Raw genomic sequence first — 12,887 nt, 5'->3', positions numbered from 1 at the left:
GGTGGAGTTTTCGGATGTTAGGGGCCCTCCAGTTCCCCTAATAGGCTACTAGATGGCTCCAGTGCCCAGACTTCCCTGCACGTTTGAACAAATGTGGTCGCGTCTTCCGTGGTAGAGGCCGCTAGTTCATTGTCGACGCCTTCGACTAGGCCATAGTCAGAAATCATGCGGTCGGTTCGCGCCCGGTTGAGAGTCATACCCAAGTGTTCGAGGTCTTTTTGTTGGTTTCGAATAATCTTGCCAAAATGCTCGATGACATGGGTATGACTTTCGGGCGCATCGAGCTTCTTTCCAACACCTCCAGATGCCAGAATGACCGCTGTGGCGCAGTGGTACATGGCATAGTAGGCTGAGTGAACGCACGCATTCGGTGCCTGCTCCCACGCCGCAAGACGTTGAGCTTCCTTCAAGTGAATGATGCTTTTGGAGAATTCGAGACGGGCCTTGTGTTTACGCACCTCCTCACCAATGGGTGTCACAGGCTCCTTGCGAGGTTTGTTTGTCTTTTTCTTTTTCGGTGGATGACTGAGGTTTTTAGCCATTAGCGCAGCTCAATACCCTCTTCTTGGACGCTAATTGCGAGGGGAAGTGATCGTGGCCGGTCCAAAAAGTCTGGTGGCACAGAGAATGCCTGAATATCAACGCCGGCAAGTACGTGGGGATAAGCTAAATCGGAAAGGATATGATCGGTTGCTCGGCGGCTTTCATCATTCTCAATGAAAACAACTACATCGTAGTCAGAATTGCTCTTGGCATCACCTCTGGCTCTTGAGCCAAATAGCTTGATGCTTTTAACGCGCGTTCCGAACCGTTTCTCAACATCCGCCCTAAACGACCGAAGGTGTTTAGCTGCTCGCTTGGATACCAATTGATCGAGTGAATGTTTGTGCATCGCGCTTCGTTCGCTCCTGCCGGCTTCGAACTAAGAATGTTCGCATTGAGTCCATTATTCTTATTAACAACATTCTTTAAGTTTGTTTCCAATCTTATGATCCGGAAAAGATGGCGCGGGGCCGATCGCGCCTGACAGCTTTCAGGATTGAGACGTCTGTTTGAATTGTCACGCGCAGGAAATAAGTGAATTTTCGATGCGTTTCTAGGGATACCCGGTTCCTATTATTGTTGTTCCAGCCGTTTGACAACTTCTCCGAAATCGTGGCAGCAACGCCGGGAGGAGAATTTCTGTCATGGCAAAACGGTCTGATACGCAAGGGCGGCTCGACGATGCAGCGCGGGCCGGTTGGCTCTATTACGTCGCTGGGCGCACCCAGGACGAGATTGCCGCGGCCATGAGCATATCGAGGCAGTCGGCGCAGCGGCTGGTGTCGCTCGCCGTGGCCGAACGGCTTATCAAGGTGCGGCTCGACCATCCGATTTCCGCCTGTCTGGAACTCGCTGAGGCCTTGAGGAAGAAATACGACCTCAAGCATGTCGAAGTGGTGCCGAGCGATCCGGCCGGTGTTTCGACGACAGTCGGGATCGCCGAAGCGGCTGCCGCCGAGATCGAACGCTGGCTGAAGCGGCCGGACCCGATCATCGTCGCCATCGGCACGGGCCGCACGCTGAAGGCCGCCGTCGACCAGTTGCCGCCGATGGAATGCCCGCAGCACCGTATCGTGTCGCTCACCGGCAATATCGGCCCGGACGGTTCGGCCGCCTTCTACAACGTCATCTTCTCGATGGCCGACGCCATCAAGGCGCGGCATTTCCCGATGCCGCTGCCGGTTCTCTGTTCATCCGCCGAAGAGCGGGAGACCCTGCACGACCAGGCGCTGGTGCGCTCGACGCTCAAGCTCGGCGCACAGGCGGACGTGACCTTCGTCGGCATCGGCGAGCTCGGCGTCGATGGTCCGCTCTGCGTCGACGGCTTCCTCGGCAAGGAAGAGATGCTGAAACTGGTCGAGGGCGGTGCGGCCGGCGAAATCTGCGGCTGGGTCTACGATCAAGAGGGGCGGCTGCTCGGCGACGCGATCAACGACCGGGTCGCCAGCGTTCCCATCCCCTCGCGGGAGACATCCGCGGTCATCGGAATCGCTCAGGGCAAGAAGAAGCTCGCCGCGATTTCCGCCGCGCTCAAGGGGCATATCATCAACGGTATCATCACCGACGAAGTGACCGCAGAGCATTTGCTCGCTGACTGAGCAAAAATTATTCCTTGTCAAATCAATGGCATGCCCTATGTCCGTTGCAGTGCAGCGACGAAAGTTGATTGACTTTTTGCGACATTCTGTGAGTAATTGCTCACGAGCAAAGCGAATGCTCGCATCCAATCTTCTCGGGAGGAAGATATGACATTGAAGACGGTTTTGCTGGGCGCCTGCTCGGCGCTGGCGTTTGCCGGGATTTTTTCCACCGGGGCTTCGGCCGAAACTCTCACGATCGCGACGGTCAACAACGGCGACATGGTCCGCATGCAGGGCCTGACCTCGGAGTTCACCAAGGCCAACCCGGATATCCAGGTCAACTGGGTCACGCTGGAAGAAAACGTGCTCCGCGAGCGCGTCACCACCGACATCGCCACCAAGGGCGGCCAATACGACATCATGACGATCGGCAATTACGAAGTGCCGATCTGGGCCAAGCAGGGCTGGCTGCTGGAGCTGAGCGGGCTCGGCGACGCTTATGACGTCGACGACCTTCTGCCGGCGATCCGCGGCGGCCTGACGGTGGATGGCAAGCTCTATGCCGCGCCGTTCTACGGCGAGTCGGCGATGATCATGTATCGCAAGGACCTGTTCGAGAAGGCCGGCCTTACGATGCCGGAAAGCCCGACCTGGAAATTCATCGGCGAGGCGGCCCGCAAGATCACCGACCGTTCCGCCGACATCAACGGCATCTGCCTGCGCGGCAAGGCCGGGTGGGGCGAGAACATGGCATTCGTCACGGCGCTTGCCAATTCCTACGGCGGCCGCTGGTTCGATGAAAAGTGGAACCCGCAGTTCGATCAGCCGGAATGGAAGGATGCGCTGCAGTTCTATGTCGACCTGATGAAGGATGCCGGTCCGTCCGGCGCCTCCTCGAACGGCTTCAACGAAAACCTGACGCTCTTCCAGCAAGGCAAATGCGGCATGTGGATGGACGCCACCGTCGCCGCGTCGTTCGTGTCCGACCCGAAGAACTCGACGGTTGCGGACAAGGTCGGCTATGCGATCTTCCCGACCAAGGAAGGCGTCGACAACCACGGCAACTGGCTGTGGTCGTGGAACCTTGCCGTGCCGACATCGTCGACCAAGGCGGAAGCGGCCCAGAAGTTCATCTCCTGGGCGACCAGCAAGGAATATACCCAGCTCGTTGCCTCCAAGGAAGGCTGGGCGAACGTTCCTCCGGGCACACGCACCTCGCTTTATGAGAACGAGGAATACAAGAAGGCGGCGCCTTTTGCCGAACCGACGCTGGCGGCCATGAATGCGGCCGACATCACCAAGCCGACCGTCAAGCCGGTGCCCTATACGGGCGGCCAGTTCGTGGCGATCCCGGAATTCCAGGCGATCGGCACGAATGTCGGACAGCTCTTCTCGGCTGTCATCGCCGGCCAGTCCTCGGTCGACGATGCGCTCGCCCAGGCGCAGACCGCCACCAAGCGTGAGATGATGCGCGCCGGTTACATCAAGTAATCCTCCCGAGCATCGGCCGCCCGGTACCCCTGTCTCCCCGGGCGGCCGAGATCTCAGGTAAATCGCCGAAATAACAAGAAACTTGGAATCCTGCGTCCTTCTCATCCCGCAAAGAAAAGGCGCAGGGACTATCAGGGAGGGCGTCGACATGGCTACGCAGAACACCAAGACGTTGGCACGCCTGATGATGGCGCCCTCCGTTCTGCTTCTTCTGATCTGGATGATCGTTCCCCTGGCAATGACGTTGTGGTTCTCGTTCCAGAACTACAATCTGCTCAACCCCGCCAATGTGAGCTTCGCCGGTCTCTTCAATTACCAGTTCTTCTACACCGATCCCGCCTTCTTCCAGTCGATCTGGAACACTCTGGTGATCGTTGGCGGCGTGCTCCTGATCACCGTCGTCGGCGGCATCGCGATCGCGCTCCTTCTCGACCAGCCGATCTTCGGGCAGGGGATCGTGCGTATCCTGGTCATCTCGCCCTTCTTCGTCATGCCGCCGGTTGCGGCGCTGATCTGGAAGAACATGATCATGCATCCGGGCTATGGCGTGCTGGCCGATATTGCCAAGTTCTTCGGCCTTCGCCCGATCGACTGGTTCGCGCAATATCCGCTTTTCTCGATCGTCGTCATCGTCGCCTGGCAGTGGCTGCCGTTCGCGACGCTGATCCTGCTCACCGCGCTGCAATCGCTCGACAGCGAGCAGAAGGAGGCGGCGGAAATGGACGGCGCCAATTTCGTCAATCGCTTCATCTACCTGACGCTGCCGCATCTCGCCCGTGCCATCACGGTCGTCATCCTGATCCAGACGATCTTCCTGCTTGGCGTCTATGCGGAAATCCTCGTGACCACCAATGGCGGCCCCGGTTACGCCTCCACCAACCTCGCCTTCCTGATCTACCGCACGGCGCTGCTCGGCTACGACGTCGGTGGAGCCTCGGCGGGCGGCATCATTGCGGTCATACTCGCCAATATCGTCGCGATCTTCCTGATGCGCGCGGTCGGCAGAAATCTGGACCGGTAGGAGCAAGACCATGGCACGTGCAGTCACCACAAGACACAAGATCACCGCCACGGTCTTTGCCTGGCTTGTTGCGCTCCTCATCTTCTTCCCGATCCTCTACACGCTGATCACCAGCATAAAGACGGAGCCGGAAGCGATTGCGGGTTTCAGCCTCATCCCATCCGGCACATTCGAGAACTACATCACGGTTCAGACGCAGCGCGACTACCTCAAGCCGTTCCTGAACTCGGTGATCATTTCGGTCGGGTCGACCGTCCTGGCGCTGATCATCGCGATCCCCGCCGCCTGGGCGATGGCGTTTTCGCCGACCAGGCGCACCAAGGACATCCTGATGTGGATGCTCTCTACGAAGATGATGCCGGCGGTCGCCGTCCTGGTGCCGATCTACCTGATGTTCCGCGATTTCGGCCTGCTTGACAGCCGCATCGGGCTCACCGTCATGCTGATGCTGATCAACCTGCCGATCGTGGTGTGGATGCTCTACACCTATTTCCGCGAGATCCCCGGCGAGATTCTGGAAGCGGCGCGGATGGACGGTGCCGGTCTCTGGCAGGAGATCGTCTACGTGCTGACGCCGATGGCGGTGCCCGGCATCGCCTCGACGCTGCTCCTCAACATCATCCTGGCCTGGAACGAGTCCTTCTGGACGATCCGGCTGACGACCACCAATGCGGCGCCGCTGACGGCCTTCATCGCCTCGTTCTCCAGCCCTCAAGGTCTCTTCTGGGCGAAGCTTTCGGCAGCCTCCACCATGGCGATCGCGCCGATCCTCATCCTCGGCTGGTTCTCTCAGAAACAACTCGTTCGCGGCCTCACCTTCGGCGCGGTTAAGTAGGGGAAGAAAGATATGGGCAGCATAACCCTCAAAAACGTGTCGAAGGTTTTTGGCGAGGCGAAGGTCATCCCTTCGATCGACCTCGACATCACCGATGGCGAATTCGTCGTCTTCGTCGGTCCTTCGGGTTGTGGCAAATCCACGCTCTTGCGCCTCATTGCGGGTCTGGAAGATGTTTCCGGCGGCAACATCCTGATCGATGGTAAGGACGTGACGGCGGCAGCGCCGGCCGAACGCGGTCTGGCAATGGTGTTTCAATCCTATGCGCTCTATCCGCATATGAGTGTCAGGAACAACATCGCATTCCCGCTCAAGATGGCGAAGGCCGACAAAGCCATCATCGACAAGAAGGTTGCGGATGCGGCGCGGGTGCTGAACCTCACCGACTACCTTGAGCGCCGCCCCTCGCAACTTTCGGGCGGCCAGCGCCAGCGCGTCGCGATCGGCCGCGCCATCGTGCGTGAACCGTCCGCCTTCCTGTTCGACGAGCCGTTGTCGAATCTCGATGCGGCATTGCGTGGCACGATGCGTCTCGAGATCAGCGATCTGCACCATCAATTGAAGACGACGATGGTCTACGTCACTCACGACCAGGTGGAGGCCATGACCATGGCCGACAAGATCGTCGTTTTGAACCGCGGCAATATCGAGCAGGTCGGCTCGCCGCTCGACCTCTACCGCACCCCTCGCAATCTCTTCGTTGCAGGCTTCATCGGCTCGCCGCGAATGAACTTCATCGAGGGCACCTTTGCGCAGTCGAAGGGTGCCAGGACCGTCGGCATTCGGCCGGAACACCTTGGCTTGTCGAAGGACAGCGGTGTCTGGACCGGTACGGTGAAGGTTGCGGAACATCTCGGCGCCGACACTTTCCTGCATCTCGATGTCGATGGCATCGGCCAGATCACTGCACGATGCGACGGTGAATTCGGCGCGCAATACGGCGACCGCATTCATCTCATACCCGACGAGACCAAGCTGCACCGTTTCGATGACAAGGGGTTGGCGATCAAGGCCTGAGGTTGTGACGAGGCTGCGAATGTTCCGTCGTCATGCTCGGGCTTGTCCCGAGCATCTGCAAACGGTCCGATAGTCTCGACGTGGATAGATCCTCGGGACAAGCCCGAGGATGACGGCAAGGGAGTGCAACGTGCCATCAAACCGGGGCCTTGCGATCGAGGTCGGAGTGTTGGTCTGATTTATCTGGCCTGGGATTTCTTGGGCCGCACCGGAGTATAAGACAATGACTGTGAAGCTTTCGCTGGCGAGCTTGAAAGACGCTGCGGCAACCGCCGCCGTGCCGGCCTATGATCCGAAGAACCTGACAGGCGGCATCGTGCATTTCGGCGTCGGCAATTTCCACCGGGCGCATCAGGCTGTCTATCTCGATGATTTGTTCAATACCGGCAAGGACCACGACTTTGCGATCATCGGCGCCGGCGTCATGCCGTCCGATGCAGCCATGCGCGAGAAGCTGAAAGCCCAGGATTTCCTGACCACCGTCGTCGAACAGGACAACAACAGGACCGCCGCCCGCATCACTGCGCCGATGGTGGATATCATTGCGCCCGACCAAAAAGAGGCGCTGATCGAAAAACTCGCCGATCCGGCGATCCGCATCGTTTCGATGACAATCACTGAAGGTGGCTATTTCATCGATGCCTCGGGCCAGTTCAACCCGGCCCATCCGGCGATCGCCGCGGATGCCAGCAACCCGCAAAACCCGGAGACCGTGTTCGGCCTTATCCTCGCCGGACTCAAGGAGCGCAAGGCGAGGGGAGTACCTCCCTTCACCATCATGTCCTGCGACAACATTCCCGGAAACGGCGAGGTCACGGAAAACGCCGTTATCGGCCTCGCCAGGCTTTCCGACCCGGACTTCGCCCGCTGGATCCACCAGAACGTCGCGTTTCCGAATTCGATGGTCGACCGGATCACGCCGGCCACCGGACAGCGCGAGATCGACATCCTCAGGAACGACTTCAATATCGACGACAACTGGCCGGTCTTCTGCGAAGAGTTCAAGCAATGGGTGATGGAGGACAAGTTTCCTGCCGGGCGTCCGCGGCTGGAAGAGGTGGGTGTCCAGTTCGTGCCGGATGTGGCTCCCTACGAGCTGATGAAGATCCGCATCCTGAACGGCGGCCATGCGGCGATCGCCTATCCGGCCGCTCTGCTCGACATCCATTTCGTCCATGAGGCGATGGAGCATCCGCTGATCCGCGCCTTCCTCGCGAAGCTCGAAACGGACGAGATCATCCCGATCATCCCGCCGGTGCCGGACACAAACCTCCATGACTATTTCGCGCTAATCGAGCACCGTTTCCTCAATCCGAAGATCGGCGACACCATTCCGCGGCTTGCCCAGGATGGTTCCAATCGCCAGCCGAAGTTCATCCTGCCTTCCACCCGCGACCGGCTTGCCAAGGGTCTCGAGATCGTCGGCCTGTCGCTCGTCTCGGCGCTGTGGTGCCGTTACTTTGCCGGCACGTCCGACAGCGGCAGAGAGATCGTCTTCAACGATGCGAGCGCCGACAAGCTGCATGCGGCGGCGTTGGAGGCCAAGGATAATCCGGAGGCCTTCCTTGCCTTCGACGAGATTTTTGGGGAAGTTTCGAATTCCGAGCTGTTCCGGAAGCGCTTCGCTCATGCGCTTGCGACGCTCTGGAAAGAGGGGACGGCGAAGACGCTCGAACTTTATCTTTCGGGTGAACTCGTCAAATAACGGGCAGGCAGGACACGTGCTGCAGACGGCAGGGCCATTGGTGATCTTCGATTGCGACGGAGTGCTGGTCGATAGCGAAACCGTCTCGATCCGCGTGCTGCTCGACGGGCTTCGCAGCAAGGGCCTCGAAATGGATGAGGCGGAGGCCTATCGCCATTTCCTCGGCCGCAGCCTCGGCACCGTCACACGCACCATACGCGAGGAGTTCGGCATCGATGCCGACGAGAGCTTTCTCGAAGGCATGCGCCAAGAACTCTATGCGCGCTTCCGTGCCGAGCTCAAGCCGATGCCGGGCATTGCCGAAACGCTGGATGCCCTGAGCTTTCGCCGTTGCGTGGCTTCGTCCAGCCAGCCGGAACGTATCCGCCTGTCGCTTTCGATCACCGGTCTTATCGGCAGACTGGAGCCGAACATCTTCTCCGCCGCCATGGTGGCGCGCGGCAAGCCCGCACCCGACCTTTTCCTGCATGCGGCGAGTCAGATGGGCGCCGATCCGCAAAACTGCATCGTCATCGAAGACAGCCCCGCCGGCATTGAAGCGGGGCATCGCGCCGGCATGGCGGTCTTCGCCTTTGTCGGCGGTTCGCATGCCGGCACTCCCGGCTACCGGGAGCGGATCGACGCGCTTTCGCCGGAAGTCGTGTTTGACGCCATGCCGGATTTGATCCACCTTGTCCAAAAACATATAGAGGATCGCGGAGGATCGGCTTTCTGGTAACCGCGCTGCGCGTCGGGGCCGACTGAGGCGAACTTGAGGGACAGGAAACAAATCCGGATGCGTGATCACTTGGTTGCGGTCGACATCGGCACCGGCAGCGCACGCGCCGGGGTGTTTGACCGCAACGGGCATCTGCTCGCCAAGGCGAAGCACCCGATCCTGATGTTCCGCCCGAAGGAGAACCACGCCGAACACGATTCCGAGGACATCTGGGCCGCCACCTGCCGCTCGGTGCGGGAGGCGATGGCCGAGGCCGGCATTCAGGCTTCGCAAGTCGCCGCGATCGGTTTCGACGCCACCTGCTCGCTCGTCGCCCGCGACCGCGGGGGCGCGCAGCTTAGCGTCTCCACTAGCGGCAAGGACAGCCAGGACACGATCGTCTGGCTCGACCACCGGGCCATCAGGGAGGCCGACCAGCTTTCCGCTACCGGACACAAGGTGCTGGAATTCTCCGGCGGCTCGCTGTCGCCCGAGATGGAAATGCCTAAGCTGATGTGGCTGAAGAAGAACCTGCCGCGAAGCTGGGCGAGGGCAGGGTATTTCTTCGACCTTGCGGATTTCCTGACCTGGAAGGCGACCGGCTCACCGGCCCGCTCGCGCTGCACGCTGACGGCAAAGTGGAACTATCTCGCCCATGAGAATCCGGGCTGGAGTGCGGATTACCTGGCGCTTGCCGGTCTTGATGATCTTCTGGAAAAGGGCAGTCTGCCGGAAGATACGATAGGGGTGGGGACGAGCATGGGAAGGCTCAGCCCGCAGGCTGCCGAAGAACTCGGCCTCGATACCGGCGTGCAGGTGGCGCCGGGCATGATCGATGCCTATGCCGGCGCTTTCGGGGTTCTTGGTGGCGTTTCCGGAGCCAGCAAGCTGGAAACCAGCGTCGCCCTGATCGGCGGTACGTCGAGCTGCATCGTCGCCTTCGCGAAGGATGCCAAGCCCGGCCGCAGCCTGTGGGGCCCCTATTACGAGGCGATCCTGCCCGGTCACTGGCTTGTCGAGGGCGGCCAGTCGGCGGCCGGCGCGCTGCTCGACCATATCGTCCGCATGCACGCGGCCGGCGGCGAGCCGACGGCGGAACTGCATGGCCGGATCATCGCCCGTATCGGCGAGCTGCGCGCCGAGAACGAGGGCGACATCGCTCCCAACCTGCATATCCTGCCGGACTTTCACGGCAACCGCTCGCCGCTTGCCGATCCGCACGCGACCGGCGTGATCAGCGGGCTGACGCTCGACACGTCCTTTGACGGGCTCTGCAGGCTCTACTGGCGGAGCTGCGTGGCAGTCGCGCTCGGGATCCGGCATATCCTGGACGCGATCTCGGATTACGGCTACCGCTTCGAGATCCTGCATGTCACCGGCGGGCATGTGAACAACCCGCTGCTCGTCGAACTCTATGCGGACGTCACCGGCTGCAAGGTCGTGATCCCCGAAACCCGCGACGCCGTTCTGCTCGGCACGGCGATGGCGGCTGCGGTCGCGGGCGGCGTGCACGGCAGCCTGTTCGATGCCGGCCAGGCGATGGACGGTGGCGGCACCGAGCGGCTGCCGAACCCCGCCCGGACGGAGCAGTATGGCCGGGACTATCGGCGGTTCCTCGCGATGATCCGGCACCGGGAGGAGCTGCGGGGGATTGGTAATGAATGAGATCAAACTTTCCGGCATCTACCGCGCATACATTGCCTGCCTGAATAGCCAGGACTGGGACAGCCTCGATCGCTTCGTCGACGATGAGGTTATCCATAATGGCCGGCAGCTCGGCATTTCCGGTTATCGGGATATGCTGACACGGGACTTCGAGCAAATTCCGGACCTGCATTTCGACATCGAGCTGCTCGTGTGCGATCCGCCGCATGTAGCGAGCAGGCTTGCGTTCGACTGCACGCCCAAGGGGGCGTTTCTCGGCCTCGACGTCCATGGGAAGAGGGTGGCGTTTGCCGAAAACGTCTTCTACCGGTTTCAGGCGGAAAAGATCGCGGAAGTCTGGTCGGTCATCGACAAGGCGGCCATCGAGGCTCAGCTTTAGCCGCTCTACGGCAGGATCCGGTTCGTCATCAGCCATTTCACGGAGCGGGGCCAGGCGTAGTTCGCGCCCATGCGCAGATCGGTGAAACCCACCGAAACGGGCTTGCCGGTTTCAGCGTCAAGGATGCGGATGAACATCGTATGCTCGGTCCGGTTGACGCGGGTGACGACGCCCAGCAGAGCAAGGGACGCGCCGTGCTCCTTGGCAATCTTGCCTTCACAGCCGCCACAGTTGCGCAAACCGTGCGGCGCCGCCGGCTGCTCATTCCCGGCCTGCGCCTCTATGATCGTGAAGCGCCCCGATTGGGAGAGCATGTCCTTCGCAACCCGAGCGGATTCGGACAGATAGCGCCTGTCGTGTTCATCCGGTGGGATTATTCCCGCTCCGGCGCTCTTATCTTCCAGTTCGAAGGGAAATACCTCGATCGACATCCGCTTTGTCTGCTCGGCCTGCGCAAATGCGCAGGTGCCCGCAAGCAGCGTCATCAGGACAGTCAATATGCGAAGGCGCATGGTCTCCTCCCGTCCATGTGGCGGCGATCATACACGGTCTGACGGCCCAAATCACGTTCAAAGCAGAGAGGGTTGCTAATGCAGATGTCTCAGCTTGTCGGGGTTTCGCACCACATAGATGGCCGTGATCTTGCCGTCCTCGATGTCGAGCGCGGTCGTCTGGAGTTCGCCGTCCGCCTCCAGCGTGACGAAACCGGGCAAGCCGTTGACGAAGCCGGCACGCACCAGTTTCGAACCGTGCTTCTGGAAGAGAGCCGCCAGATTTTCGTGCAACTGCATCACGGCATCGAAGCCGAAGCTGGGCTTCACGGCTGCCGGGCGTTTGCCGCCGCCATCCGAATGAACGCTGACATCGGCCGCCAGCATCGCGCCAAGCGCCTTCATGTCGCCGCTGCGCGAGGCCGCATAGAAAGCCTCGGCAAGCTCGACACCCCGCTTCTTGTCGATCTGGAAGCGGGCTCTCGCCTCGCGAACGTGGGTGCGGGCACGGGTGGCGAGCTGGCGGCAGGCGGCTGCGTCACGCTCGATGGTCGCCGCGACCTCCTCGAAGCCGAGACCGAACACGTCATGCAGCAGGAAGGCCGCCCGTTCGAGCGGCGACAGGCGCTCCAGTGCCAGCATCAGCGGCAATGTGACGTCCTCCTCTTCGTCCTCCTCCACCACGGGGTCGGGAAGCCAGGGGCCGACATAAGTCTCGCGCTGGCGTCGCGCCGACTTCAACTGGTCGAGGCAGAGGCGCGTCACCGTGCGGCGCAGGAACGCTTCCGGCTCGCGCACTTCGCTCCGGTCGGCCTTCATCCATCGGATGAAGGCCTCCTGCACCATGTCCTCCGCATCGGCCACCGATCCGAGCATGCGGTAGGCGACACGCATGAGCTTCGGACGCAGCGGATCGAAGCTCGCCGCTGCATCCTCTTGGCCAAGATCCGCCATCACGCGGCCACGTCCGCCTGGGCGGCCTTCGCGACTGCGGGTTCGAACCAAAGGCCGAAGCCGACCGCGAGGCGATTCCATCCGTTGATGACATTGATCATCAAAGTGAGCTTCACCTGTTCCTCCGCCGTGAAATGGCCCCACAGGGCTTCATAGGCGCTTTCCTGCGCATGTCCTTCCGAAAGCCGGGTCAAGGCTTCGGTCCAGCCTAGCGCAGCACGTTCGCGATCGGAATAGCAAGGCGCTTCACGCCAGGCAGACAGGAGATAGATGCGCTGTTCGGTTTCGCCCTGTGCGCGGGCTTCCGCCGTGTGCATATTGATGCAGTTGGCGCAGCCGTTGATCTGCGAGGCGCGGATCTTCACGAGTTCGATGAGGCTCGGCTCGAGGCTCGCGGCAACATCGACCGATACTCCCATCCACTTTTTCATCAGCGCAGGAGCGGCGGAGAAGACATCAATCTTGGCAGTCATGGTCGGTTTCCTTCTGTTGGTTACGACACCATGACG

At 60.7% G+C, this 12,887-nt stretch carries 14 protein-coding genes; 9 read left to right on the top strand and 5 right to left on the bottom strand.

Going from position 1 to position 12,887, the window contains the following annotated elements:
• Nucleotides 1-17: 17 nt before the first annotated feature.
• Together QEO92_RS17340 and QEO92_RS33260 are read right to left on the bottom strand one after the other, a co-directional pair.
• The gene (locus QEO92_RS17340; RefSeq protein WP_037155703.1) at nucleotides 18-542 is read right to left on the bottom strand and encodes a HEPN domain-containing protein; all 525 of its coding nucleotides are present in this window, start codon (nucleotides 540-542) and stop codon (nucleotides 18-20) included.
• Nucleotides 542-892 (bottom strand): nucleotidyltransferase family protein, encoded by a 351-nt coding sequence (locus tag QEO92_RS33260; protein WP_081952937.1) that lies wholly within the window; start codon nucleotides 890-892, stop codon nucleotides 542-544. Before QEO92_RS33260 ends, QEO92_RS17340 begins: the two co-directional genes overlap by 1 nt.
• A 295-nt stretch (nucleotides 893-1,187) precedes the next feature.
• Between QEO92_RS33260 and QEO92_RS17335 the strand changes: the two genes are divergently transcribed.
• The 9 genes from QEO92_RS17335 to QEO92_RS17295 all read left to right on the top strand — a co-directional run bounded on the left by QEO92_RS17335 (nucleotide 1,188) and on the right by QEO92_RS17295 (nucleotide 10,933).
• Nucleotides 1,188-2,141 (top strand): sugar-binding transcriptional regulator, encoded by a 954-nt coding sequence (locus QEO92_RS17335; protein WP_227703844.1) that lies wholly within the window; start codon nucleotides 1,188-1,190, stop codon nucleotides 2,139-2,141.
• Nucleotides 2,142-2,288: 147 nt separating this feature from the next.
• Entirely contained in the window at nucleotides 2,289-3,614 is a 1,326-nt protein-coding gene (locus QEO92_RS17330; protein WP_227703843.1) for an ABC transporter substrate-binding protein, read from the top strand.
• Between the two features lie 148 nt (nucleotides 3,615-3,762).
• Nucleotides 3,763-4,635 carry a carbohydrate ABC transporter permease gene (locus QEO92_RS17325; protein ID WP_227703842.1) on the top strand — a complete coding sequence of 291 codons (873 nt, stop codon included), beginning with the start codon at nucleotides 3,763-3,765 and terminating at the stop codon, nucleotides 4,633-4,635.
• Nucleotides 4,636-4,645: 10 nt separating this feature from the next.
• On the top strand, nucleotides 4,646-5,470 hold the full coding sequence (locus QEO92_RS17320) for a carbohydrate ABC transporter permease (protein ID WP_227703841.1): 825 nt from the start codon (nucleotides 4,646-4,648) through the stop codon (nucleotides 5,468-5,470).
• A 12-nt stretch (nucleotides 5,471-5,482) separates the two neighbouring features.
• Nucleotides 5,483-6,487, top strand: a complete 1,005-nt coding sequence (locus QEO92_RS17315) for an ABC transporter ATP-binding protein (protein ID WP_227703840.1) — start codon at nucleotides 5,483-5,485, stop codon at nucleotides 6,485-6,487.
• Between the two features lie 223 nt (nucleotides 6,488-6,710).
• Nucleotides 6,711-8,192, top strand: a complete 1,482-nt coding sequence (locus QEO92_RS17310; protein ID WP_227703839.1) for a mannitol dehydrogenase family protein — start codon at nucleotides 6,711-6,713, stop codon at nucleotides 8,190-8,192.
• Between the two features lie 16 nt (nucleotides 8,193-8,208).
• Nucleotides 8,209-8,910, top strand: coding sequence for an HAD family hydrolase (locus tag QEO92_RS17305; protein ID WP_407721469.1), 702 nt, complete (start codon nucleotides 8,209-8,211; stop codon nucleotides 8,908-8,910).
• Between the two features lie 57 nt (nucleotides 8,911-8,967).
• On the top strand, nucleotides 8,968-10,554 hold the full coding sequence (locus QEO92_RS17300) for an FGGY-family carbohydrate kinase (RefSeq protein ID WP_227703838.1): 1,587 nt from the start codon (nucleotides 8,968-8,970) through the stop codon (nucleotides 10,552-10,554).
• Entirely contained in the window at nucleotides 10,547-10,933 is a 387-nt protein-coding gene (locus tag QEO92_RS17295; protein WP_227703837.1) for an ester cyclase, read from the top strand. Before QEO92_RS17300 ends, QEO92_RS17295 begins: the two co-directional genes overlap by 8 nt.
• 5 nt (nucleotides 10,934-10,938) lie before the next feature.
• Here the strand turns inward: QEO92_RS17295 and QEO92_RS17290 are convergent, their stop codons facing one another.
• From QEO92_RS17290 to QEO92_RS17280, 3 genes are all read right to left on the bottom strand, one after another.
• The gene (locus tag QEO92_RS17290; RefSeq protein ID WP_052183039.1) at nucleotides 10,939-11,445 is read right to left on the bottom strand and encodes a DUF2380 domain-containing protein; all 507 of its coding nucleotides are present in this window, start codon (nucleotides 11,443-11,445) and stop codon (nucleotides 10,939-10,941) included.
• Between the two features lie 75 nt (nucleotides 11,446-11,520).
• The gene (locus QEO92_RS17285; RefSeq protein WP_227703836.1) at nucleotides 11,521-12,378 is read right to left on the bottom strand and encodes a sigma-70 family RNA polymerase sigma factor; all 858 of its coding nucleotides are present in this window, start codon (nucleotides 12,376-12,378) and stop codon (nucleotides 11,521-11,523) included.
• On the bottom strand, nucleotides 12,378-12,851 hold the full coding sequence (locus QEO92_RS17280; protein WP_227703835.1) for a carboxymuconolactone decarboxylase family protein: 474 nt from the start codon (nucleotides 12,849-12,851) through the stop codon (nucleotides 12,378-12,380). Before QEO92_RS17280 ends, QEO92_RS17285 begins: the two co-directional genes overlap by 1 nt.
• Between the last annotated feature and the right edge of the window lie 36 nt (nucleotides 12,852-12,887).

The sequence above is a fragment of the Neorhizobium petrolearium genome, from assembly GCF_029854435.1.
Lineage (GTDB): Bacteria > Pseudomonadota > Alphaproteobacteria > Rhizobiales > Rhizobiaceae > Neorhizobium > Neorhizobium petrolearium.
The sequence above is the reverse complement of the archived record's forward strand: the minus strand, read 5'-3'. Positions and strand labels throughout refer to the sequence as shown.